Annotated in this window: 19 protein-coding genes; 11 read left to right on the top strand and 8 right to left on the bottom strand. The window is 64.2% G+C overall.

Translation table 11 applies throughout. The annotated features are described in order from the left end of the window. Nucleotides 1–67: 67 nt before the first annotated feature. Nucleotides 68–1207 carry a type VII secretion-associated protein gene (locus TL10_RS19985; protein WP_052506477.1) on the bottom strand — a complete coding sequence of 380 codons (1140 nt, stop codon included), beginning with the start codon at nt 1205–1207 and terminating at the stop codon, nt 68–70. After that, entirely contained in the window at nt 1204–4746 is a 3543-nt protein-coding gene (eccCb, locus tag TL10_RS19980; RefSeq protein WP_043986990.1) for a type VII secretion protein EccCb, read from the bottom strand. Before eccCb ends, TL10_RS19985 begins: the two co-directional genes overlap by 4 nt. A gap of 111 nt (nt 4747–4857) precedes the next feature. On the opposite strand from eccCb, the gene eccD reads away from it, so the two are divergent. Further along, entirely contained in the window at nt 4858–6129 is a 1272-nt protein-coding gene (gene eccD / locus TL10_RS19975; RefSeq protein ID WP_082068019.1) for a type VII secretion integral membrane protein EccD, read from the top strand. Further along, nucleotides 6126–7445, top strand: a complete 1320-nt coding sequence (gene mycP, locus TL10_RS19970) for a type VII secretion-associated serine protease mycosin (RefSeq protein WP_043986986.1) — start codon at nt 6126–6128, stop codon at nt 7443–7445. The genes eccD and mycP overlap by 4 nt, the downstream gene beginning before the upstream one ends. Nucleotides 7446–8403: 958 nt before the next feature. On the opposite strand, the gene TL10_RS19960 is transcribed toward mycP, so the two are convergent. After that, complete coding sequence (locus TL10_RS19960) at nt 8404–9165, bottom strand: membrane protein (protein ID WP_043986985.1); 762 nt, start codon at nt 9163–9165, stop codon at nt 8404–8406. Nucleotides 9166–9416: 251 nt separating this feature from the next. Between TL10_RS19960 and TL10_RS19955 the strand changes: the two genes are divergently transcribed. The 7 genes from TL10_RS19955 to TL10_RS19925 all read left to right on the top strand — a co-directional run bounded on the left by TL10_RS19955 (nt 9417) and on the right by TL10_RS19925 (nt 17846). Further along, a complete protein-coding gene (locus tag TL10_RS19955) occupies nt 9417–10613 on the top strand; it encodes an MCE family protein (protein WP_043986984.1) in 1197 nt (398 codons plus the stop codon). Then, a complete protein-coding gene (locus TL10_RS19950) occupies nt 10613–11644 on the top strand; it encodes an MCE family protein (RefSeq protein WP_043986983.1) in 1032 nt (343 codons plus the stop codon). Before TL10_RS19955 ends, TL10_RS19950 begins: the two co-directional genes overlap by 1 nt. After that, nucleotides 11634–12701, top strand: coding sequence for an MCE family protein (locus TL10_RS19945; protein WP_043986982.1), 1068 nt, complete (start codon nt 11634–11636; stop codon nt 12699–12701). The genes TL10_RS19950 and TL10_RS19945 overlap by 11 nt, the downstream gene beginning before the upstream one ends. Then, nucleotides 12698–14101, top strand: coding sequence for an MCE family protein (locus TL10_RS19940; protein WP_043986980.1), 1404 nt, complete (start codon nt 12698–12700; stop codon nt 14099–14101). Before TL10_RS19945 ends, TL10_RS19940 begins: the two co-directional genes overlap by 4 nt. Continuing rightward, nucleotides 14098–15282 (top strand): MCE family protein, encoded by a 1185-nt coding sequence (locus TL10_RS19935; protein ID WP_043986979.1) that lies wholly within the window; start codon nt 14098–14100, stop codon nt 15280–15282. The genes TL10_RS19940 and TL10_RS19935 overlap by 4 nt, the downstream gene beginning before the upstream one ends. Next, the gene (locus TL10_RS19930; protein WP_043986978.1) at nt 15282–17000 is read left to right on the top strand and encodes an MCE family protein; all 1719 of its coding nucleotides are present in this window, start codon (nt 15282–15284) and stop codon (nt 16998–17000) included. Before TL10_RS19935 ends, TL10_RS19930 begins: the two co-directional genes overlap by 1 nt. Before the next feature lie 171 nt (nt 17001–17171). Further along, nucleotides 17172–17846, top strand: coding sequence for a TetR/AcrR family transcriptional regulator (locus tag TL10_RS19925; protein WP_043986977.1), 675 nt, complete (start codon nt 17172–17174; stop codon nt 17844–17846). Between the two features lie 223 nt (nt 17847–18069). On the opposite strand, the gene TL10_RS19920 is transcribed toward TL10_RS19925, so the two are convergent. Then, on the bottom strand, nt 18070–18657 hold the full coding sequence (locus TL10_RS19920) for a TetR/AcrR family transcriptional regulator (RefSeq protein ID WP_043986975.1): 588 nt from the start codon (nt 18655–18657) through the stop codon (nt 18070–18072). A gap of 169 nt (nt 18658–18826) precedes the next feature. Next, nucleotides 18827–18973, bottom strand: coding sequence for a hypothetical protein (locus TL10_RS31745; RefSeq protein WP_234711490.1), 147 nt, complete (start codon nt 18971–18973; stop codon nt 18827–18829). On the opposite strand from TL10_RS31745, the gene TL10_RS19915 reads away from it, so the two are divergent. Next, nucleotides 18963–20447 carry an FAD-dependent oxidoreductase gene (locus tag TL10_RS19915; protein WP_234711489.1) on the top strand — a complete coding sequence of 495 codons (1485 nt, stop codon included), beginning with the start codon at nt 18963–18965 and terminating at the stop codon, nt 20445–20447. The two genes, TL10_RS31745 and TL10_RS19915, sit on opposite strands and share 11 nt — an antisense overlap. Before the next feature lie 87 nt (nt 20448–20534). Here the strand turns inward: TL10_RS19915 and TL10_RS19910 are convergent, their stop codons facing one another. Then, nucleotides 20535–21944, bottom strand: a complete 1410-nt coding sequence (locus TL10_RS19910; protein ID WP_423136073.1) for a cytochrome P450 — start codon at nt 21942–21944, stop codon at nt 20535–20537. Between TL10_RS19910 and TL10_RS19905 the strand changes: the two genes are divergently transcribed. Then, entirely contained in the window at nt 21910–22491 is a 582-nt protein-coding gene (locus tag TL10_RS19905; RefSeq protein WP_234711488.1) for a TetR/AcrR family transcriptional regulator, read from the top strand. The genes TL10_RS19910 and TL10_RS19905 overlap by 35 nt on opposite strands. A 123-nt stretch (nt 22492–22614) precedes the next feature. Here the strand turns inward: TL10_RS19905 and TL10_RS31290 are convergent, their stop codons facing one another. Beyond that, the gene (locus tag TL10_RS31290) at nt 22615–22950 is read right to left on the bottom strand and encodes an Imm51 family immunity protein (RefSeq protein ID WP_043986972.1); all 336 of its coding nucleotides are present in this window, start codon (nt 22948–22950) and stop codon (nt 22615–22617) included. A gap of 31 nt (nt 22951–22981) precedes the next feature. Then, nucleotides 22982–23992: a leucine-rich repeat domain-containing protein gene (locus TL10_RS31285; RefSeq protein ID WP_043986971.1), complete on the bottom strand. Its 1011-nt coding sequence runs from the start codon at nt 23990–23992 to the stop codon at nt 22982–22984. Between the last annotated feature and the right edge of the window lie 30 nt (nt 23993–24022).

Genomic DNA, 24022 nt, shown 5'->3' with positions numbered 1-24022 from the left:
TCTCCATTGGTTTTGATTGTTTAGACGTTTCCAGGGAACGTTCGGTTCCATTGCCGCCCAAGTTTTTTCAATCGGTTCGGCGTGCAGAGCGGATGGCGGTGTCACAGGCTGCGCGGACCGACGCGCCCTGGCATCCCACGGCGATGCGCACCGGGCCATCGAGCAGCACCGTCCACTCGACGACCCGCCTGCCCCGCACCTCGCGGTACCGCACGGCCGCGCGTCCGGCACTGACACCGGCGTCCTCGAAGTCGACGATGACGCCGCCCGGCAGCTTCGTCGCCGCCGCTCGCAACGACCGCGCGGCCACGTCCAGCGTCTGGTCCGGCGCCACCACCGATTGGGTGAGGTGAATGATCTGGCCGCGATCATCGGGCGAAATGATCTGCAGCCGAGCCGATCCCGTGCCCGTCAGCGTCCGCTCGACCGGCCAGCGTGCCGGGACCTGTACCGCGATACGGCCTTCCACGAGCCACGTGAGGTCCGGATCTACGGCGGTGACGACTGCCGCCGGGGTGTCCCGGCTCGACAGGCCCAGTCCCACGGCACCGACGACCGCGACGGCGGCCGTGGCGACAATTGCAACGCGACCCCGCGCAGACCGCGAGCCGACTGCAGCGGGAGTGTTGTCCGGATCGCCATGGTCGAGCACGTCGTCGCAACTCAAGATCTGAGCGGTGACGCCTTGATCCTGCAGCAGCGCCCGTATTTCAGCGGCCAGGGCCGCGGCACCGGGGACGCCGATCGGCGCGTCGATCACCGCATGTGTGCCCCACGCAGTTCTTGCAATGACGGCCTCTGCGGTGGCGCCGTCGGTGCGTCGCACGACGAACGGGGCGGCTCCTGGCCCGGAGATCGTCACGAGGTCCTCCCCCAGTTCGACCACCGCGCAATCGGATTCGCCGGTGGCCGCACGGAGCGCCGCGGTCCGGTGCTGGATGACGACGCGTGTGCCGCCGGCGTGAGCAGCGGCTCGGATCCGGTCGACCCTCGACGCCGACCACCAGGTCGGGCACACCACCGTGGCGGCTGGTACGGCACCGATCGCCGCGGTCATCGCGTCGCGCCAGATGCGTTCGGCGGGCAGGACTGTCGCATCCAGGAGACCCAATTGCTCGTCGATGCACTCCAATGCGGACGTAACAAGTTCGGCGTCGATATCCCCCGGTCCGATGATGGTCGCCGGCCCCACCACCACGGCCGTCATGGCGGATCGGTCCAACCGATTTGGACCAGCTGATCGGGCCGCCCACGACGCGTCACGACGGCCCGGCCGGGCGGAAGCGTCATCGGGCGCGCGGTACCGAGCAGCGGCCCTTCCTCGGGACTGGTGCTCATGATGATGCCGGTGGCGCCCAGGTCACGCATGCGCGACAGGAGCGGGTCGAACATGGCGCGCGCGGCCCCGCCGGAGCGGCGTGCGACCACCACGAGGAGCCCGATGTCCGATGCGTGCGGCAGCAGGTCGAGCAAGGGGCTCAACGGATTTCCCGCCGCACTCGCGACCAGGTCGTAGTCGTCGACTACGACGTGGATTTCGGGACCGGACCACCAGGATCGGTCCCGCAGTTGCTGCTGAGTGATGCCGGGTCCCGGCAGCCGGGCGGTCAGCAGCGACAGCGCGGCCGCCAATTCTGCGGCCGCCGTGACAGTCGACATCGCATAGCCGAACAGATGCGGCGGCTCCACCACGCCCAGCAGCGATCGCCGGAAGTCCACGACCAGCAGCTGGGCCCGATCCGGATCCGTCTGTCCGATGATCGCGTGGCACAGCGTCCGCAGCGCGGAGGTCTTGCCGCAACCTGTGTCGCCCAACAGGATCAGATACGGATCGTCGTCCAAATCCAGTGCGAACGGTTGCAGTTCCTCCTCGGCCACTCCGACGACGTACCGCGGCGGCGCTTCCGCGGCGGCCACCAGCTCCGCGTAGTCGACATGCGGTGGAAGCAGTTCGATGACCGGCGCGGGACCCGAGGGATCGGTCGCCATCCGGTCGAGCTGTTGCGGCAGCGCGACCACGAACTCCTTCCCGTCTCTGGTGAGGCCGCGACCGGGTGGGCACGTGCTGAGCAGCTGGGCACGACGACGGTCCATTTCGGACTCCGTCGGGTCACCGAGCCGCAACTCGATCCGGGTGCCTATGTGATCTTTCAGCATGGGGCGCAGCTCAGCCCACCGACTGGCCGTGAGCACCACGTGGACGCCGACCGACAGCCCCTGCGCCACCACTGCGGTGATGGTGTCCTCGAGCGCATCGAAGTCGCGGCGCAGCACGGCCCAGCCGTCCACCGCCAAGACGACCTCACCGTAGTCATCCGGAAAAGGCACCCCAGGTCCGTGCTGCTGCCGAAAGTCCTGGCGACGGCGGCACAGGGTCAACAGTTGAGACGCGATGCGCCGCAGTAATTCTGGCTCGTTCCGGCCGGCGACGGCGCCGACCTGAGGATGCCACCGCAACGCCGTCAGCGCACCGTCACCCAGATCCAGGCCGTAGACGCTGAGCCGTGGTGTTGTTGCGGACAGGCCGAGCACCACTGCCTGCAGCGCAGTCGATTTTCCTGAGCGCGGGCCGCCGACGATCGCCACATGTCCACCGGAGCCACTGAGGTCGACGATCAGCGGGTCGCGGCGCTGCTGAAATGGATTGTCCACCAGACCGATCGGAACAAACAACGGATGGTCCGCGCCGGCCGCCAGCAACTCGGACAATGCGGGCGAACCTGTCAGCGGTGGCAGCCAGACCTGATGGGCTTTCGCGCCGAGCCCGGTCAGCCGGTCCAAGGTCATGTCCATCAGGGTCGGGCCGGCCGACGGCTCCGGCGACACCGCCGGGACTCCGACGGTGAACAGTCCGGGCACCGGATCGTCGTCATCGCTCGATGGGGCCGGCCCGGATACGAACGTGGACTGAAATCGCAACAACTTTCCGTCCGCGGTCCGCAGCAAGCCGGCGCCCGGTGTGCCGGGCAACTCATGCGCGTCGGTGACCCCGACGACCGCACGGGACTCGGCCGCCGAGAAGGTCTTGAGGCAGACCCGGTACGAGAGGTGGGTGTCCAATCCACGCAGGCGGCCTTCGTCCAGTCGCTGGCTGGCCAGCAGCAGATGAATGCCCAGTGATCGGCCGAGTCGTCCGATGGCGACGAACAACTCCGCGAAATCCGGATGCTGGCTGAGCAATTCGGAGAACTCGTCGACCACGATGAACAACGCAGGCAGTGGTGCCAGGTCGGCACCCGCCGCGCGGGCCCGGCGGTAGTCGCCGATGCCGGACAGGTTCCCGGCCGCCCGCAACAGCCCTTGGCGCCGGGTCAACTCGCCGGCGAGGGCGTCGTGCATCCGGGCGACCAGATGTGCCTCTTGCGCCAGGTTGGTGATGACCGCCGCGACGTGGTTCGCCTTCTCAAAACCGAGAAACGTTGCGCCGCCTTTGAAGTCGACGAGGATCAGGTTCAGCTCGTCGGGCGAGTGCGTGCTGATCAGCCCCAACGTCAGCGTCCGCAATAGCTCGGATTTCCCGGAACCCGTTGCGCCGATGCACAAGCCGTGCGGACCCATGCCGTGCTCGGCCGGCTCTTTGAGGTCGAGTTCGACCGCCGCCCCGGTGTCGTCGGTGCCGATCGGCACGCGCAGACGTTGCCGGGCCGGCCGGGGCGACCACGTGGGCGTCCAATCATGTTGCCGCCGAATAATGTTCGCACTGCCGGCCAGTTTGTAGCGCGCCAGTCTGCGTGCACAGGTCTCCGCTTGTGCTGCCGTCAGCGTGTCGGCGGTCGAGCAGGGCGGGAGCGTCGACGCTGAGCCCGGGCCACCGACCACCAGCAGCGTCACCGCCGCCGTGTCCTCGAACCGCACGGCCAGGGCGGCGTCCACCAGCACCACCAGGTGGCAACCGGCGATGGCAGACACGGCGCCGAGTTCCGGGAAGCGCAGTGGCACCCCACCGATGACGCCCGAACGGTAATGGTGCGGTAGCCATTTCAGCCAGTCCCACTCGCCCGATCGGGTGACCGCGGCGATCTTCACGTGATCAGGTCCGTGCCACAACGCCAGTTGACAGACCATGGCACGTACCCGTCCCGGGGCCTCGCCGCCGCCGATGTCGATCCGCCGATACCGGTTCACGGCGATGGTCACCGGGACATCGGCCACTGTGGCGGCGGTTCGCAGCAGCCGATCGACTGCCGAGGCGGTCAACGGGTCGGCGACTCCGTCATCGGCGACTTGCGTCGGCACCAGCGTGGTGCGGAGCGGGCGGTCGCCGATGCCGACGCGAATCTCGGTGAAATCGTCGTCGTTCCAACCGCGTTGCCACATCCGCTTGGTGCCGGCCACGGTCCACAGCGCGCCGGGCGGTGGATGGTTGTGATGCAGCCAACGATGCTGTTCGGCGGCAGTGCGTCCCGCGCACTCACCGATCGCGTCCAGATACACCAGGTACTCACGACGATCGGCGTCGATCTCACCGGCCCGGCGCGCACCGCGCGACCCGAGAACGGTGCTACCGATCATCGACAGCACCATCATGGCCGGGAAGAGCAGGAACATCGGGTTCCGTCCTGCCACCGAACCCGACCGGAAGTAGAACACCATCATCCCGGCCATTGCCAACAGCATCAGCACGGGTGCGAGGCGGGTGACGACGTTGCCCGCCGACAGCCGCGGCACCTGCGGTGGCGTGCGGACCTCGATGTCTCCCTCAGCCGGTTCGGCTGCGGGAGATCGCGCGACTCTGGTGAATTCCATCGAACTATCAGACGCACGCGGAGGTCGTTCGGTTCCATCGATTTTCCTGTCGGGCAGGGGTTCGATGGGCGGTTACGGTGGGATCGGGCACGTCGATCCGGAGGGGGTGCGATGTCCGAATCTCTTTGTCGGCTTTCGGTGCGACTCGACGGCGAACGCACCAGCGAGACCACTGATCTGGTCTTGCCAGCGGGTGCCGCGGTGGACTCGCTACTACCTGACATCGTGGCGTTGGCTCATCCCCAGGAGTCGCCCGATGGCGTGAGCTGGTGCCTGGATCGGGCGGCCGGCGACCCGATCGACGGCTCATTGTCGTTGAGACAAAACGGCGTTCACGACGGTGACGTGCTGCAACTGCTGCGCAGCATGACCCCGGAGCTCGGCGTGCTGCGGACGCACACGGCAAAGATGGCCGCCGACCACGCCCCCGCTGGTCCGACCGCTCATCTGGTCGGGCCCGTACTCGGGTTGTGGGCAGTGAGCGTCGCCGCCGTGATCCTGATCTGGTCCGCCATGCACGATGATCAACCCACAGCAGCCGTGGTCAGCTGTGGTGGCGCGCTGGCCGCGCTGATGGCGGCGTGGCGGTCCGGCCGTGGGCAGTGGCCGGTCGCTGCCGTGATACTCGCTTTCGCGGCCGGGTTCTCGGCCGTTCCGGACGGACCCGCGGCTCCGAATGTCCTCCTCGGTTCAGCGGCGGCATTCGCGGTGGCCCTCGTCCTGCTGCGAATCGGCGCACATCGCGCATCTATTGCGGCCGCGTCGTTTTCGGCGCCGATGATCGCGGCGACGGCGGTGGCGAGCGTCTGGTCGCTACCAATGACCAGTACCGGTGTGGCCATGACCGCAGTCGCTTTGGTGGCGCTGTCGGCCGCACCGCGGTGCGCTGTCACCGTCGCCGGACTCACGCCGCATTCGGCGACGGTCGCCGACGGCGACGCTCAGCGGGTCGCACGTGCGCATCTGGCGCTCACGGCGTTGGTGATCGGCGCGGCTGCGGCCGCGGCGGTCGGCACGATCGTGGTGGCGGTGGCCGCCGTGCACCGGCCCAGCACCGCGACGTTGGTGTTCAGCTGGGTGGTGGCCGCCGCGATCGCATTGCGAGCGCCGTCCTACCAGCTTCCGGCACGCCGATGGAGTGTCCTGATCGCGGGAATGATCTGCACCACTGGGGCTTTGGTCGTCACCGTGATGGTGTATCCCGCCTGGTTGGCATGGCTCGGGGGCGGCTGTGTGGCGGTGGTTCTGGGTATCCAGCGGATCGGGCCGGTGAGCGCCACGACGGGCCGGCGCCTGGTGTATCTCGAATACGCGGCGCTGGTCGCGATGGCTCCGTCGGCGCTCTGGGCCGCAGACGTTTTCCGATTGGTACGCGGCGGATGAGACACCGCGATCAGGTGATCGCCGTCGCGTTGACGGTCGCGATGACATCCGCGACTCCGTGCGCATATGCCATTGCCCCGAAGCCGGTTGATCACAGTCAACTGCCCGGACCCGCGGCACCAGCGCCGCCGGGTAGAACCGAACAGTCGGACCGGTGCTCGACGGTGAAGCCGGTCGACGAACGTCCCGCACAGCAGCTCGACATGCTCAACCTTGCTGCGGTGTGGCCGCTTTCCCGCGGCAACGGACAGACGGTGGCGGTGATCGATACTGGCGTCGCCCGGCACCGATTGCTGCCGCATCTGGTTGCGGGCGGTGATTACGTCTCATCGGGGGACGGTACTCAGGACTGCGACGGCCACGGTACGGCGATCGCCGGCCTGATCGGCGCCACGGCCACTGAACCCGCCACCTTCAGCGGTGTGGCGCCCGATGCCACCATCATGGCGATTCGCCAGTCCAGCAACAAATTCCGACTGTCCGACGATCACGAGATATCTGGTGTCGGCGACGTCGAGACGCTCGCCCGCGCTGTCCGCTCGGCAGCCGACGCGGGCGCCACCGTCATCAACATCTCGTCCGTGGCCTGCATGCCCGCCGCAGACCCGCTCGACGACCGGTCGCTGGGGGCTGCACTGGCCTACGCCGTGGATGTCCGCAATGTCGTGGTGGTCGCCGCAGCTGGCAACGCCAGCGGTGAATGCGCACAACAGAATCCACTGTCCGATCCCAAACGCCCAGGCACGCCGGACTGGGACACCGTGCACACCGTAGTCAGCCCGGCGTGGTACGACGACTACGTGCTGACCGCCGGCTCGGTCAGCACTACCGGTACGCCATCACCATTCAGCCTGGCCGGACCCTGGGTCGACGTCGCCGCACCCGGCGAATCGGTGGTGTCACTCAGCGCGCAGGGCGACGGTCTCGTCGACAGCCGGCCAGACTCCCGCCCGCTGTCCGGGACCAGCTACGCCGCGCCTGTCGTCAGTGGTGTTGTGGCACTGCTGCGTTCGCGACAACCGCAATTGTCTGCGCGGCAGGTGATGGCCCGCATCGAAGACACCGCGCGCCATCCCGCCGACGGCTGGAACGCACAGGTCGGACGCGGTGTGGTCGACCCGTTGGCCGCGGTAAGCGGCGGTACGCCGGCACCTGCCCCCGCGCGGATCGCCGCCGCACAGGCACCACCTGCGTCCGGTCCCGACCATCGGCCATCGCGCCGAATCGCCTTCCTCGGCACCGCCATCTGCATCGCGGTGGCCGCCGTCGCCGTGACCGGGCGCCGGCGATCACGACTTGAACCGTCCCGGGTTTGATGCCGCTTCCTTCTGTGAGAAAGACGGCGATTGTGCCCAAGCATTACCCGGTCGAGCAGCGTGAGCGTGCGGTGAAGATGATGCTCGATCATCTCGGTGAGTATCGGTCGGTGTACGCCGCCAGGCGATCGGCCCCAAGGCCGGGGTGGGTGTGGAGTCGTTGCGCCGGCGGGTGTTGCAGGCCCAGGTCGATGGCGCCGAGCGCCCAAGTGTCACCTCCGAGGAAGCCCACCGGATCAAGGACCTTGAACGGGAGGCCCGAGATCTGCGGGAGGCCAACGAATTTTGAAGGCAGCCTCGCTTTTCTTCGTGCGGGAGCTCGACCCGCGCCGCCGCTGATCTGCGGATTCATCGACCAGATGCGGGAGGCCGGCATCAAACCCGGGACAGTTCAGGGCGGTGTTTATGCAAGGTATCTGTAAAGCACTGCGTGCGAGCGCTATTCGCCGCAGCGCTTAGCGCGACGCGGCAGATTCACGCGACGAAGTATTCGCGAAACATCCGACAATAGACAACTGTCCAGTGACGGTTGGTGGAGACTTCCGCTTCCTTCAACGTGTCCCGGGCGCGATGCACTGTCGAAATAGATTCACTGCCAACGACATTGGCGCTGACAGTTCCCTAGCAGGGAGGGCTTCCGCGAGTCGTGGCCGCCCTCCGCAAAGCGGGAGCGTACAGCGCAGCCCCGGAGCCGACGATCGCGCTCGCACCACCGCTTGGACATTCGGCGGCCGCGAGATCGGTTGCGGGATAGCAATGCGGATTGCTCACAACTACGCGAGGAAGACATGCTGAGAAGTTGCATAGATCTCAGCAGCAATTCGCCGCCACGAGCAAGGCTCACAGTTCACGACCCGAGCAGAGTGGTCACTGAAGCGCTCGCCAGCTCGTGAGGAAGGTGCGCAGTTGCGTTTCCTGAACACTCCGGACAAAGAGCACGCGCCTGGCGGCGGTAGCGTTAGAAACGCACCGCTAGGTCTTGGGTGACTAGTCTGCGCACACCCCAGAAGTAGGTCACTAGGGGCATGGTGCACCACAGCACGTTGATCAGGACAAATTTCACCCACATCTCCAATGGCGACGACATGCTTCGGAGGTTGTTGGCGATCTCGACGCCGAAGTAGACCGCTGGCAGCGTCACCTCGACTATCATGCCGGCCATGATCAGCGACAACTGAATGATACTGAACCGCTTGCCATTTCGGAAAAACTGAAACAATGCATACGTTTCGAACAGTCCAGCGAATAAGGCGATCCATTCCAGGCAGACGATCAGCGGGTCTGCATTGAGGTAGCGGGCGTCACCTCCGAGCAGAATGGCTGACCACATGTAGGTCCAGATTGATCCGCTCTCCACTCCTGCCCGGATCTGGTTAAAGAGCAGCAGCCACGGCAGTTCCCAAATAAAGCGCGGGATCAGGGCGATGAACACCCACACGATCACCATGGCGCCGAATCGTTCAGCCCGCGTCCGCGTCCGCTGGTCGGCGAAGGCGATCCAGGGCAGGACCAGCGCGGCCACGAAACAGCCAATGACAACGAGCACCATCGCGGTCGATGCGACGTCATGTGGCAACCCGACGTGAAACTCCAAGTACCAGAACACCGGGTGTATCGCAAAAAAGAAGGCCAGCACGCCGAACAACGCCTTCTGCAGCGAAGAGAGTCCGCGGCTGGGCGATGTGCATCGGGTGTCATGGCGTCGGATTGTGTCTGTCATAAGGGGCCTCCACGTTGAGGGGACGGTGGACGATGCGAGCCTGACGCCGCGGACCTACCGCCGGCTTCGCGTGAAAAGCCTTGCGTCAATTACAAGGCCACCCGCCCATCAGTTTATACCATCTGTTATGTTATAACACGTGTTAGGGTTTGCATCTGTGACCGGTTGCGACCGCTCGCCATCACCGATTGCGGTCGATGGCGCGGGCTGCTGCGTGGACTGATCTACCTCGAAAGGAGCGCGAAGTGCGGATGTCGTTCGGGCGACGAGCGAAGGTGCGATTGGCTGCGCTGGTCTTAGTGGCCTCGTTCGTGGCAACCGTCGGCGTCACGTACCAGTCGTACCGGGGTGCATTCACGCCCACCTTCGTCGTGACCTTGACTTCGCCGCGCGCCGGCCTGGTGATGGACCGTGACGCCAAGGTGAAGTTCCTCGGCGTTCAGGTCGGCAAGGTTTCCCAGATCACGTACGACGGCGCGTCGGCTCAGCTGACTCTCGCCATCCGGTCCGATGAGTTATCCAAAATTCCGGCGAACGTGACCGCTCGGATTGCCAGCAGCACGATTTTCGGTGCCAAGTCGGTGGAACTGCTTCCGCCGGCTCAGCCGGCAAGAAACCGACTCGCGCCCCAGGCGCATTTGCGGGCCGCCGACGTCAGCGTGGAGGTCAATACCCTGTTTCAAACGCTGGTCGACACCCTCGACAAGATCGATCCGGTTCAGCTCAACGCGACGTTGACGGCGCTGGGAAATGGCCTGCGCGGCAACGGTAAGCGCGTCGGTGATGCCCTGGCCACTCTCGACCTCTACCTAGGCGCGATCAATCCACACCTGCCGACACTCGAAGACGACGTGCCGAAGGTGAGCGCCGCGGGCGACATCTACAACGCGGCTGCTAACGACCTAGTATCCACGCTGGGCAACGTCGCGCCGATCAGCCGCACCATCGTCGACGAGCGCGACCAACTCAGCGCCACGTTGCTTGCTACCACAGGCCTGGCGAATACCGGCGCCGATACCCTCACCCCCGCCGCGGCTGACTTGACCGCCGCCATCCAGCGGCTGCGCGCTCCGCTGAGCGTCATGAGCCAGTATTCACCCGAATACGGTTGCCTCATCACCTCTTTGGCCAAGGCATACAAGAAATTCGGCCCCTACATCGGCGGCGTTCAACCAGCCCTGTTTGTCAACGCCGGTTTCATCCCCGGGTCCGCGGCCTACACGTATCCGGAGAGTCTGCCGCTGGTCAACGCTTCTGGAGGCCCCAACTGCCGTGGCCTGCCCGACCTTCCCACCAAACAGGGAGCCGGCTCCTGGTACCGACCGCCGTTCCTGGTGACAGACAACGCCTACGTTCCCTATCAGCCCAACACCGAACTGCAGTTTGACGCCCCCTCGACGCTGCAGTTTCTGTTCAACGGTGCCTACGCCGAACGTGACCGCTACTGATGACCACACAACGAACCACACTGAAGGTCGGCATCTTCACCGCCGTCATGTTGCTGGTGATGGCGGGTCTCGTCGTCACCTTCGGCCAGTTTCGATTCGGCTCCGCCAACACATTTCACGCAGAGTTCGTCTCGGTGTCGCGCCTCAAAACTGGTCAAGACGTGCGTATCGCCGGTATCGCCGTGGGCACAGTCAAAGACATCGCGATCGACGGCGACCACGCAACGGTCACGTTTACCGTCGACAAGCGGCAGCAGCTCTACAGCTCCACCCGCGCAGCGATCCGCTACCAAAACTTGACCGGCGACCGTTATCTCGAGATCCTCGCCGGCCCGGGAGAACTGCGGAAGCTGCCTTCTGGAGGAACGATTCCGCGCAGCAACACCGAGCCGGCACTGGATCTCGACGCGTTGCTCGGTGGTCTGCGCCCCGTGCTCAAAGGCCTGGACGGAGCCAAGCTGAACCAAGTCAGTAACGCGCTGATCGAACTGCTCCAGGGCAAGGGGGCGACGCTGTCGACCGTGCTGGCCAACACCGCCGAGTTCACCCAGGCCGTCACGAGCCACGATCAGCTCATCGCGCAGACCATCGACAATCTCACCTCTGTACTGTCGGCCGCTGATCAGAAAAGCACCGAACTGAGCATCAGTGTCGACCAGCTTCAGCAGCTGATCACCACCCTCAATCGCGGGCGCGACCCGATCGCAAACGCATTGCCGCCGTTGGCCGATGCCCAACGCGACCTCACTGACGTGCTCAGCACGGCAAGGCGCCCTTTCCGGGCCATCATCGACGCCTCTGGGCCGCTGGCGACAGCGCTTGATGACCGTAAGAAGGACGTCAACGTCACCATCGAACCGCTGGCTGAAGACTATCTGCGGCTCAGCGCATTGGGCGCGTACGGCTCGTTCTTCAACATCTACTTCTGTGCGGTCAAGATCAAGATCAACGGCCCGGCCGGCAGCGACATTCTGCTGCCCGCCGTCAAACCACCAGCATCGGACCACGGAAGGTGCGACTTTGCTAAATGATCCTGGTAGCCGAGATCCGTTGCGTACCGGTGTTTTCGGCATCGCTATCGTCACATGCTTGGTGTTGGTGTCCTTCGGTTACACCGGGCTGCCGTTTTGGCCTCAAGGCCGTCACTACACCGCCTACTTCGCCCATGCCGCCAGCCTCGCGGAAGGTAATCCGGTACAGGTCTACGGATACACCGTGGGACACGTCGACGCCATTGATCTCGACGTTCCCGGGCAGGCAGCGAAAGTCGGTTTCACCGTGGATCGCAAAATCCGCGTCGGAGACCAATCCTTGGTAGCTATCAAGACCGACACGGTGCTCGGGCAACGCTCGATCGAGCTGACTCCCCGCGGCTCGGGGCTGATGACCCTGATCCCGCTGGCGCGCACCAGCACGCCCTACACACTCAACAACGCCTTGCAAGACCTCGGGCACAACGTTGGCGAGCTCGACCAACCCAAATTCGTCGAAGCGCTGCACACCTTGACCGCCGCCATGCGCGACGCCACGCCCCAGGTTCATGCCGCTCTCGAGGGCATCACCGCCCTCGCCAGCAGCGTCAACGCGCGAGACGAGCAGGTGCAACAGATGCTGCGCCATGCCGCGTCCCTGTCGCAGGTGGTGGCCGAACGCGCGGGCCAGATCAACCAGCTGATCACCGACGGCAACACCTTATTCGCCGAACTGGCCAGCCGGCGCAACGCCATCGACCAACTCATCTCGGGCATCAAAAGCCTTGCTGACCAACTGTCGGGGTTCGTCAAAGACAACGAACAATGCCTGGGGCCGGCTTTGGTCAAGCTGAACCTGGTTCTGGACAATCTCAACGAGCGGCGCGAACACATCTCCCAAGCGTTGACACGGCTGCCCGCCTATGCCACCGCGCTGGGGGAAGTGGTCGGATCCGGTCCCGGCTTTCAAGCCAACGTCTTCGGTGTTCCGCCCCCCACACTCGGTGGCGTCTTGTTGGACTCGTATTTCCAACCCGGAAAGCTCCCCGCCAGCCTGGCTGACTTCTTGCGTGGATTCATTACCGACCGCACGATCGTAAGGCCGAAATCGCCGTGAGCAGATTCAACGCTGCCCTGCGCAGACGCTATGTGGTGATTGTTCTGGTCGTCGTGCTGCTCGGCTCGGCTACCGGCGCGCTGGCGATGCAGTGGTCCAGGTCCGCTCCACTGACCATCACCGGCTACTTCGCGTCAACTGTCGGCCTTTATCCCGGCGACAATGTCGAAATCCTCGGCGTGCCAGTGGGATCGGTCACCCGTATCGAGCCCGGACCTGACCACGCCGTGGTGACATTCACCATCCGTGCCGGCGTTCCCGTGCCCGCCGACGTGACCGCGGTGATCATGGCACCGAATCTGCTGTCAGCGCGCACACTCGAGTTGGCGCCCGTCTATACCACCGGCCCGAAACTGTCCGACCACACCACCATTCCTGTGGCGCGCACCGCCGTTCCGGTCGAATGGGACGACGTCAAAGACCAACTGACCCAACTGGCCACGCAGCTAGGCCCACAAAACGGGACCCCTCAGGGGCCTCTGCGTGAAGCGATCGACCAGGCTGCGGACACCTTCGACAACAACGGTGTGTCGTTTCGCACCGCGGTGCGCGAACTGTCCCAAACTGCAGGGCGCCTCGGTGATTCGCGCTTCGATCTCGTCGGCACCATCAAGAACCTACGGGCGTTAGTCGACACCCTGTCAGGGAGCAACGAACAGATCGTCCAGTTCACCGACCACGTCGCCTCCTTGTCGCAAGTTTTCGCCGACAGCTCCACCGATCTCGCCCAGTCGCTGGACGCACTCAACGGCGCACTCGCCCAGGTCAAATCCTTTCTGACCAAGAACAATCCGACCATCAGCGGACAGGTGACCAAGCTGACCGACTTCACCTCACTGCTGACCCAACACAGCCAAGACATCGAACAGGTGCTGCACGTCGCACCCAACGGGCTGGCGAACTTCTACAACATCTACAACCCCGCACAAGGCTCTATCGGCGCCATTTTGTCCCTCCCGAACTTCGCCAATCCCGTCCAGTTCCTGTGCGCCGGCGTTTTCGACGCCGGTGGGACACCCGATTACTACAAGCGCACCGAGATCTGTCGGCAACGCATGGCCCCAGTTCTGAAAAGGATCATGATGAACTTCCCGCCGGTGCTGTTCCATCCGATCAACACCATTACCGCGTACAAGGGCCAGATCACGTACGACACCCCAGCCACCGAAGCCAAGGCCCAAACGCCGGTATCGCAATTGCAGTGGCAGCCGCTGCGCGGACCGAGCGGGCCCACCACGTCCTCGGCGACCGACCTCTCCAGCCTGCTCCTGCCTAGCCCATCGACGCCGTCACCTCCGGGTGGCGACGCCGCCGCAGCTGCCCCCGGCGGCCCGGCCATGCCAGCGGCACCCGATCAGCCTTCCTCTGTCACCGCACCGGGACCGGGACCGCACCAATGAGCACCGCAGCGGCCCGCCGCCGGCCGGCGCGTCTGCTCGCGACGATCGGATCCACCGTCCTCGCGATCAGCGGATGCGAATTCGGCGGGCTCAACTCCCTTGATATGCCGGGCACACTCGGCCACGACGCCGGATCGTTCACCGTCACCGTCGAGCTGCCCGACGTGTCCGCCCTCCCGCAGAACTCGCCCGTCCTCGTCGACGACGTCACCATCGGCAGCGTCTCCGGACAACGCGTCGCGCAACGCCCCGACGGCACGTTCTACGCCGCTCTGCAGCTATCGCTGAGTTCGGCGGTGCACCTGCCGGCCAACGCCACCGTTACCCTCGGGCAGACCTCGCTGCTGGGTTCTCAACACGTCGAACTTGCCGCACCGTCGGCAGAACCACCGGTGGGAGTCCTCAGCAACGGCGCCACCATCCCGGCGCAACGGGCCGGCCGTTACCCCAGCACCGAAGAAGTGCTATCCACCTTGGGCGTGGTGGTCAACAAGGGCAATCTCGGTGCGCTGCAAGACATCACCGACGAGGCCTACGCCGCCGTCGCCGGGCATGCCGGGCAATTCGCCAACCTGCTCCCACAACTGGAGACACTCACCGCGGCCGTGGACCGACAACGCAACAACATCGTCGACGCGATCGAATCGATCAACAAGGTGGCTGCCAAATTCGCCGCCAACTCCCCCACCGTCACCGCTGCACTGGCGGCCCTGCCCGAAGCAGCCCAAACCCTCAACGCCAACGCTGAGCGGATCGTCGACACCTTCACCGCGCTGCGGCGTTTCAGCGAGAACGCCTCACAGATCCTGACCCAAACCAAAACCGACATCACCGCCGACCTCACCCACTCCTACACCGTGATCAAACCGCTAGCTGACCATGCGCAGGAACTTATTGACGCCTTACCCATCATCGCGACTTACCCGTTCCCCCAGACCGGCATCAAGCAAGCGGTGCGCGGGGACTACCTCAACGCGATCGCCACGCTGGACCTGACCCAACGGCGCCTGGGCGAGAACATCTTCACCACCTCACCGCTGGACCCGAACATGAAGCACCTAGACGAAATCCTCAATCCCCCCGACTTTTTGATGGGCGAACAAGCCAATCTGTCCGGACAGGCCGCGGACCCTTTCGCCATACCCACCGCACCCGATCCCGCCACGGCTGGCAGCCGCTGATGCTCACCCGGCTCATCCGATGGCAATTGACCATCTTTGCCGTCGTTTCCGTCTTCGCGGTCGGAGCGGTAGCCATCTTTTACCTGCGCGTACCCGAGGCGTTGGGCATCGGACGCTACGACGTCACCGCGAACTTCGCCGCCAGCGGCGGACTGTATTCCAACGCCAACGTCACCTACCGCGGAACCACCGTCGGCCGAGTCACCACGGTCGACCTCACCGACAAACTCAGCGTCGACGTGCACATGCGCCTCAACTCCGGTATCGCCATACCAGCCAATGTCACCGCTTCAGCCAAAAGCGTCTCGGCGATCGGTGAACAATACGTCGATCTCATCCCCCCCGCATCCGACGGCCCGCTCGGCCCCGTGCTGCACGACGGATCGGTCATTGATCGTTCCCATACCGCGCTGAGCGGTGACATTGCGGGCCTGCTCCGCCAGGCACAGGGTCTGGTCGACTCCCTGGACCAGAGCAAACTCAAGGAACTGCTGCGCGAAACCGCGGCCGCATTCAACGGCGCCGGCCCCGACCTCGCCCGGCTCGTCAATAGCGCCAGCGCTCTGCTCGATCAGCTCAGCGCCCACGCCGAAGACACCACCGTCCTGATCGACCGCATAGGCCCGTTCCTCGACGCTCAGATCCGCAGCGGTGACAACATCGCCGCGCTAGCCGACCGATTGTCCCGCTTCACCACCAATGTGCGCACCGCCGACCCACAACTGCGATCATTGCTCGACATCGCACCGGCCGCCGCAACTGCGGTCACCCGCACCTTTGACGGTATCCGGCCGTCGTTCCCCATGCTGGCAGCCAACCTCGCCAACTTCGGCCGCATCGGAGTCATCTACCACAAGTCGATCGAGCAGACACTGGTCGTCCTTCCCGCCGTTACCGCTGTGCTCATCAGCGCCGCCGAACAGCTACCCCCCGATGAAGGCGTCAAAGTCGACTTCAAACTGGGGTTGGGTGACCCGCCGCCGTGCAACGTCGGCTTCATCCCGCCGACGCTCATCCGATCCCCCGGCGATCAGACTCTGCGCGACCTACCGAAAGACCTTTACTGCAAAGTGCCACAGAGCTCGTCGGTGGTGGTGCGCGGCGCCCGCAACTACCCTTGTCAAGAATTCCCGGGCAAACGCGCGCCCACAGTCGCGCTCTGCCGCGATCCCCAAGGCTACGTTCCGATCGGCAATCAAGCCTGGCGTGGACCGGCCGTGCCCGAAGACACACCGATCACCGATCCGCGGAACATACTGCCCCCCAACAAATATCCGTTCATTCCACCGGGCGCAGACTACGACCCGGGGCCTCCCGTCACGCAGCTACCACCGGGGGTGGCCCCGGGGCCTGGGCCCGCCGAGTACGCCCCGTACCCCTTGCCGGTGCCTCCGGCCACCCCCGGCCCTCCGCCGGCGCCACTGCCCTACGCCCCCCCAGCAGATCAACACATTCCGCCGTACGGTCAAAAACCGCCTCAGCCCCAAAAAGATCCGAGTACCAACGCCCCGGCAAACTGGCGGTCCGCCGGAGCAACAAACTCCTCGGAGGCCGCATCGCCCAATCCAATACGGCCTCAACTCGCCACGTACGACTCGGCTAACGGTCTCTTCCAAGACCACAACGGGGACATCGGCGTATTTGCTGTCGACGACAGCAAGCGCCTGCCCACCGAGAGTTGGGTTGACCTCATGCGCGCACCGCGGCAGCAGTCCTGAATGCGCTCCCACGACGTGCAGTCATCGCGCTACGGCACCCACATAGGATCGACGCGTGCAACCGCCGAGGATCGTATGTGTTGTGCCGCGCCACGGCCACAGCGCAACGCGAGACAACCGCACGCCGCGACACTGCTCCCCCAACATTTGGATAGACGGGATCGCACACCGATGACAGCAGGACCTCAAAACCGCATCACGCCGAGGCAATCCCGGCACCGCAGCCAAGAACGCGCCGAACGCACCCGGGAACTCGTCATTGAAGAAACCATCCGGTGCATCCGCGAAGAAGGATTTGCCGCAGCCAGTACCCGACACATCATCGAACGCGCCGGAGTGAGTACCGGGGTCGTCCAATACCACTTTGGCGATCGAGACGGGCTGCTCACCGCCGTCGTCGACCACGCCATTACCTCGCTCGTGGTGTCGGTAAACGACCTCGCCGACGAAGTCGAAGGAATTGCCGACACCGACGAGCGCATGAAAGCCCTCGCCGACGCCGCCTGGAAGACCTTCCTCAACCCAGCCAGCATGACGGCCATGGAAATACTCATCGCCACCAGATCACTGCGGTCAACCCTGGGAATAGAACAACTCGCCAAGCTTCAACCAGGACTACAACGCATCGCACAACTCATCGGCACACGCTCACCCCACGCCAGCGCGATCGCCGACCTACTGTGGGCTGCGCCGGTCGGACTCATGGTCGGTCAAATGGTCACCGAGATGCCCCTACCCACTGAACCGCAACGACAAGCCATGGCCCAAATGATGTCCGATCATCTGCGAACCGCCGCGCAACTTGATGGCGCACCGCAGCGCCGTCGTCCCGGCCGCCAGCGCTAACAAGGTGCGACAATCTCTTCGATCCGAGGCCATTCCGCAGCGACCTGCCGATGAACGCCGGAAGCGCTGATCCACTGCATATTTCGGCATACACGTGGTGGCCTGCGAAGCCCTTGACACCTCGTCATCCCACTGGATCTAACTGACGATGGCACGAACCAACCTGCGGTGGAATCGAATTCAGCACGCTGCGCACCGCTTGTGATGCGGCGTTCGCGGCAGCCTAATGGTCGGCAAGGATGACCGAGACCATGGTTTCCAGGTGGGTGGCCATCGTTCGGCGACCCACGAGGCCGGTCTTCATTTGCAGGAGCGCGCCCCAGAACACGGTCTCCAGGGTGGCTACCACTTCCGGCCAGGCGCCGCCGCCCAACGCGGCGGTGACGCGGCGGTGCAGTTCCTCGCCGATGCGGGTACGGATTTCGGCCACGCAGTCGTCCTCCCCGAGCAGGGCGCGGGTGCACACGATTGCCAGCTCAGGCTCGTCATCGAAGATCTCACTGATCATTCGCAGCTGTGCACTGACACGGCAGGCCAGCGGAATCGAGGGGTCGGCGTCCAGTGGCAGGTTCGTCATGCGATCCAGGTAGAGGTCGGCGAATACCGCGTCGATCGACGGAAAGTGTGCGTGCAGCGTCGACTGGGTGATGCGCGCCTGAGTCGCCAATTCCGGCGCAGTAGGCCCGCCCGCGGTCCGCGAAGACCAATGGGCCAACGCAGTGGCCGCGCCCAACACGCGACGCCGCATGAGGACGCGCTGCCGGTCTGGATCAGGCCGGGACGCGCCAGGCAGAAACGCAATACTGGACATGTGTCCAGGGTATTCAAAGGGCGCTTCAGGGGCAACAGCTGCGAGGAAGCTACCAATTATAAGAGGATTTCACGCGGATGCGACGGAGAGCATTGACGGTTATGGCCAATCGGAGCCCGCACTGCGTATCTAAATCGGACACTTGTCCAGTATCATTTGACTCGTTCACTTAGATGGCCGGAAGAGGTGTGACCGTGGCGTACGTCATCACGCAGAACTGTTGCAAGGACGCGAGCTGCATTCCGGTGTGCCCGGTCGACTGCATCCGTCCGGCGCCCAGCGCCGGCGGATTCGACGCCGCCGAGATGCTGTACATCGACCCGGACAGCTGCATCGACTGCGGCGCCTGTTTTGACGAATGCCCGGTCGACGCAATCCATTACGACGACGATCTGCCGCCGCACCTGGAGCGCTTCAAGCAACTCAGTGCCGACTATTTCGCCCTGCACCCGCTACAGGCCGATCCCACACCCGAACCGGCGCGCCACTCGCCGGTGCGGCCGGGTGGGTTGCGCGTAGCAGTGGTTGGCGCCGGCCCGGCGGCCTGCTACGCCGCAGCCGAGCTGGTCGGCACCGACGGCGTGGAAGTTGACATGTTCGAGCGGTTGCCCACACCATTCGGACTGATCCGGGCTGGCGTCGCGCCCGATCACCAGCACACGAAATCGGTAGTGCGCCTGTTTGATTCGGTTTTCGCCAACGACCGCGTGAGCTGCCACTTCAATGTTGAAGTCGGACGGGACGTCACTCACGACGAACTCTTGGCCTCACATCATGCGGTCATCTATGCGGTGGGTGCGTCGGACACGCGTGCCCTCGGGCTCCCCGGCGAGGACCTTGCCGGCAGCCACCCGGCCGCAGACTTCGTCGGTTGGTACAACGGCCACCCCGACCATTCGTCCCACCATTTCGACCTGACGGGCCGGCGCGCAGTGGTGATCGGCAACGGAAACGTCGCGCTGGATGTCGCTCGCGTCCTCACGATGGGCCCGCTCGAGCTTGGCGGCACCGATATCGCGGAACATGCGCTCGATGCCCTGCGCGGCAGCAACATCGACGAGGCGGTGATTCTGGCCCGGCGCGGGCTTGCCGATGCCGCGTTCTCGGTCAGCGAGTTCCTGGCGCTGGGCCACCTGCCGGATGTGGACGTCGTCATTCAAGGCGACCCCATCAACGAGGAGGCCGCAGTTGACTTCGATTCTGCGAGCAAGATTGCCATCGCGCGGGAGTACGCAGCGCGTCCCGTCACCCCGGGTAATAAACGGATCGTGTTCAGATTCGGCGGGAGGCCGGTTGAAATCGTTGGTTCGCAGCATGTTACCGCGCTCACCCTCGACGATGGCGAGGTCCTGGAGACGTCGTTGCTGCTGCGATCGATCGGCTACCGCGGCATCCCGATTGACGGTGTCCCCTTCGATCCGGCCCGCGGCGTGGTGCCGAACAACCAAGGTCGGGTTCTCGACGATTCAGGCGTACCGGTTCCCGGCGTCTATGTCACCGGATGGATCAAGCGTGGTCCGCGCGGCGTAATCGGTAGCAACCGCGTATGCGCGGCGGAGACGGTGGCAGCGCTGTGGGACGACTTCGATTCCGGCACACTGGGTCGAGATGTCCTGCAGCGGGACGTGTTACGCAATCTGCTGACCGAGCGCGGTGTCGTACGACTCGATTGGGACGGCTGGCGAGCCATAGACGAATCAGAGTGCGAGCGGGGCCAAGCAGCCGGACGCCACCGTTCGAAGCTGGTATCACGGCACGAGCTGATCGCCGCCGCATTGGCCCACCAATAAGCCCGACGAATCGGGCCGCACGCACACCGCCGTAGACGTGCGTGCGGCCCTACCGATTTGACCGAAACGGCTTGCGGATGCCGGGGGCTACGAGTACGTGACGTCGAGTCTCTTGACGCCGTTGATCCAGCCCGAGCGCAACCGTTCGGGCTCGCCGAGCTTGGCGATGTTCGGAATCTGGTTGGCGATCTCGTCGAAGATGAGCTTGATTTCCATCCGGGCAAGATTCGCACCGATGCAGTAATGCGCGCCGTTCCCACCAAATGCCAAGTGCGGATTGGGGTTACGGAGAATATTGAACTCGAACGGCTTGTCGAAGACGTCCTCGTCGAAGTTGGCCGAACTATAGAACAAGCCCACCCTCTGACCCGCCTTGATATGTTCGCCGCCGAGCTCGACGTCAGCGTTGGCCGTGCGCTGGAAGCAGTGCACCGGCGTCGCCCACCGGATGATCTCGTCAACGGCCGTGTCGGGGCGCCGCTCTTTGAACAACTCCCACTGGTCGGGGTGTTCAAAGAAGGCATTGATGCCGTGCGTCATGGCATTTCGCGTGGTTTCGTTGCCGGCCACCGCAAGCAAGATGACGAAGAACGCGAACTCGACGTCACCCAGCGCCTCGCCGTCGACGTCGGCTTCGATCAGGCGCGTGACGACGTCATCGGCCGGGCACCGACGGCGGTCCTCGGCCATGCTGTACGCATAACCCATGATCTCGGCGTTGGCTGCGGTCGGATCGCCGGCGAACTCGGGGTCGTCGGTGTTCATGATCGCATTGGTCCAGTCGAACAGCTTTTCGCGGTCGGCCTCGGGTACGCCGATGAGATCGGCAATCGCCAAGAGCGGGAGCTTCATCGCGATGTCGTGGACGAAATCACCGGTGTTCTTGGCCGCGGCCTCGGCGACAATGTCGCGGGCCGCGGCCGCGAGTTTGCTTTCCAGCGTCACGATGGCTCGCGGGGTGAACAGTCGTGAGACCAGCTTGCGCAGCCGTGTGTGCTCGGGTGCATCGTGATTGATCAGCAGCGCTTTGGTGAGTTCCAGTTGATCGGCCGTCACGCCATCAGGCAACCGCATTACCGCTCCCTTGCGGTTGGTTGACCACAGGTCGCCGTCGCGGGAGATCGCCTTGATGTGCTCGTGCCGGCTCACCACCCAGTAGCCGCCATCGTCAAAGATCGATTCGGGCTGCTCGTTCCACCAGACCGGAGCCGTCCGCCGAAGATGCGCGAACTCGCTGATCGGAATCCCCTTCAACAGCACCTCGGGATCAGTGAAGTCGAAGCCGAATCCGAACGGACACACTGCACTTGCCACAGAAGGCCTCCTCGTTTGCACCTTCCACTGATCATACAATCTCTTGTCAACTGTATGACCACCTTGGCGCGGGGTTCGATAACGTTTATCCACCCGATGCAACATGAAGGGCGGAGGCCGAATGCGGACCCGTGGCTGGGGTGGGAATGTGCCCGCCAGTGACGCCGAGGCGGTGTCGCGCATCCTGATGGCGACCCGCCAGACCATCGATGAACTCGGCGAGGCCACCAACATCACGGCCGTGTCGCGTCGGCTCGGAGTGACACGCCAAACCATTTATCACTACTTTGCAAGCAATAACGAGCTCATTTCGGCAACCGCAGCGGAGGCGTCGTCGTCGTTCATTGATGAGTTGGTCGCCACTCTCGCGGGTATCAGAGACCCGGCCGAGGCCATCGTGGAGGGCGTCGCCGTCGCCGTAGAACGGCTGCCGGACGACCCGTACGTGGGTCTCCTACTGAAGGAGCACCGCAGTTCGGCTTTCGCCGAAATCGTGTCGCTGGCGAATCCGACCGCCGCGCTCACGGTGCGCTCCATGTTCGAACGACTCGATGTCGACTGGTCGCTGTTCGATCCGGCCGCCGTCGACGACGACATCATCCACATCGTGCTGCGAACGATGCAATCACTCATCCTGTCGCCGCCGAATTCGCCAGGCCCAGAACTCCGCAGACTGCTCAATGTTTGGATTGCACCGGCCGTCAACGCCCTTCGCCGCCAACCCGTCTAATCATCACGACGCGAGACACTCGCACCGACGCAAGCACCACTGCAACGGAAGACCGCATCATCGCGACCGGAGTCCTTCTCCAAGTCCGTTGATTCGCTGAAGCACTTTGAGATTCGTCTGTTCCTAGTCGTCGAATTCGTGGCCAGCTGCGGTGGCAGTAGAGATGAGCGCTCCGATCGCATCGGAGTCGGTCACCGCAGGGCGCATCAGGTCGGCCAGTGCCAGCAGTTGGTCACGATTACCGTACGCGGCGAATGTTCCTGCCTCTGGGTCGAATTCGAACACATCGGACAGATCTGGGCGGTAGTTGCTGATCAGGTATTCGGCGACCCCTGTCCAGAAGTCGCCGTTGGGTGTATGGCCGTGCGCTTCCACGGCCGCGTCTACGGTCAGATCGCCCGTGCTCAGCAGCAGGGCCACCGATGCGGGGTCTTCGTCGTCGAGGAAGAACGGGTCCACTGGCGAAACCTCTGATTCTCGTTGTGTGCGTTTATTGTTCGCCGCGGATGCGGGCGGCGAGTTCGTGTTTGAACGCCCTCTGGTAGTACGGGTTGGTGGCGTCGCGGTCCAGATTGAGCATCTGGTTGACCTGGTAGCTGAGCTCGTCCGTGCGCAGGTTCGCGTCGATGACCTCCAAGGTGGGGTGGCCCGCCAGCACCATGAAATCTTCTGGCTGCAGGGTTTTGCTTTGCGCCCGCAGATACCGCAGGTTCGGGGCGTGTGCGATTGGGGTGAGATCATCGAGGCCGTTGAGTTTGGCGACCTCCAGGACCACCAGATCGCTGAGTGCGCCCAGATCGGGCAGTGCCCCAACGGGCAGGCCCTCCAGCCACGCGCTCACCAGGGATGTGCATTCCCCGATCGGGGTCAGGTCGGTGACCTTCGTGCGATACATGTCCAGCGAGATGAGATGCGGCAGCCGGGTCAGGGCAGACAGGTCATTGATCCGCCCCATAGTGAGGTACACCGATCTCAACTGTGTTGCCCCGGCGAGGAATTCCAGATCGTCGCGTTTGGCGCTGGTCAAGCTCACCGAGCGTAGACCAGGAATCTGGCCCAGGACATCAAGCTCCCGTGAATGATCAGTGATCGACACGCTCGTGAGTTCGGGGAGTTCGGTCAGCACTTCCAGCGATACCCGCCGCTTCGTCGGCCCTAACGCCACGCGCCGTAGATTGGATAGATGCCGTAGCCCGTCCACCGACTGCAGCGACATGCATTCCACCGTCAGATCGGTCAGCCATCCGAACTCGGCGAGAAAATCCAGGTCATGCAAGCCGTCCCCGGTGGTATCCACGAATAACCCCAGGTGCGGGTGCTGGGACATGTACTCGGCCAAAAGCTGCCAGTCAGCGGCCGACGGCAGGTCATCGTCATCTTGAATGATGATCCTGCGGAAATCCGGATGTTCGGGCAACTGATCCGGGGTGACCGGCCACCGCACGAAATGGGATACCGGCGGCCGCGATTTCGGGACTGCCGGAGGTTGATTGGTATTCATCTCGTTTCCCGCCTCGGTGTGCGTATTTCC

It is taken from the genome of Mycolicibacterium llatzerense (assembly GCF_000878195.1).
Classification (GTDB): domain Bacteria; phylum Actinomycetota; class Actinomycetes; order Mycobacteriales; family Mycobacteriaceae; genus Mycobacterium; species Mycobacterium llatzerense.
The sequence above is the reverse complement of the archived record's forward strand: the minus strand, read 5'-3'. Positions and strand labels throughout refer to the sequence as shown.

What these genes read in the sequence shown, in the direction of transcription:
- TL10_RS31285 (WP_043986971.1), bottom strand. Translation starts at nt 23,992, where the DNA reads ATGAATACCAATCAACCTCCGGCAGTCCCGAAATCGCGGCCGCCGGTA.
- TL10_RS19930 (WP_043986978.1), top strand. Translation starts at nt 15,282, where the DNA reads ATGCTCACCCGGCTCATCCGATGGCAATTGACCATCTTTGCCGTCGTT.
- TL10_RS19955 (WP_043986984.1), top strand. Translation starts at nt 9,417, where the DNA reads ATGTCGTTCGGGCGACGAGCGAAGGTGCGATTGGCTGCGCTGGTCTTA.
- TL10_RS19950 (WP_043986983.1), top strand. Translation starts at nt 10,613, where the DNA reads ATGACCACACAACGAACCACACTGAAGGTCGGCATCTTCACCGCCGTC.
- TL10_RS19935 (WP_043986979.1), top strand. Translation starts at nt 14,098, where the DNA reads ATGAGCACCGCAGCGGCCCGCCGCCGGCCGGCGCGTCTGCTCGCGACG.
- mycP (WP_043986986.1), top strand. Translation starts at nt 6,126, where the DNA reads ATGAGACACCGCGATCAGGTGATCGCCGTCGCGTTGACGGTCGCGATG.
- eccCb (WP_043986990.1), bottom strand. Translation starts at nt 4,746, where the DNA reads ATGGAATTCACCAGAGTCGCGCGATCTCCCGCAGCCGAACCGGCTGAG.
- TL10_RS19985 (WP_052506477.1), bottom strand. Translation starts at nt 1,207, where the DNA reads ATGACGGCCGTGGTGGTGGGGCCGGCGACCATCATCGGACCGGGGGAT.
- TL10_RS19920 (WP_043986975.1), bottom strand. Translation starts at nt 18,657, where the DNA reads ATGTCCAGTATTGCGTTTCTGCCTGGCGCGTCCCGGCCTGATCCAGAC.
- TL10_RS31745 (WP_234711490.1), bottom strand. Translation starts at nt 18,973, where the DNA reads ATGTACAGCATCTCGGCGGCGTCGAATCCGCCGGCGCTGGGCGCCGGA.
- eccD (WP_082068019.1), top strand. Translation starts at nt 4,858, where the DNA reads ATGTCCGAATCTCTTTGTCGGCTTTCGGTGCGACTCGACGGCGAACGC.
- TL10_RS19925 (WP_043986977.1), top strand. Translation starts at nt 17,172, where the DNA reads ATGACAGCAGGACCTCAAAACCGCATCACGCCGAGGCAATCCCGGCAC.
- TL10_RS19915 (WP_234711489.1), top strand. Translation starts at nt 18,963, where the DNA reads ATGCTGTACATCGACCCGGACAGCTGCATCGACTGCGGCGCCTGTTTT.
- TL10_RS19910 (WP_423136073.1), bottom strand. Translation starts at nt 21,944, where the DNA reads ATGCGCGACACCGCCTCGGCGTCACTGGCGGGCACATTCCCACCCCAG.
- TL10_RS19960 (WP_043986985.1), bottom strand. Translation starts at nt 9,165, where the DNA reads ATGACAGACACAATCCGACGCCATGACACCCGATGCACATCGCCCAGC.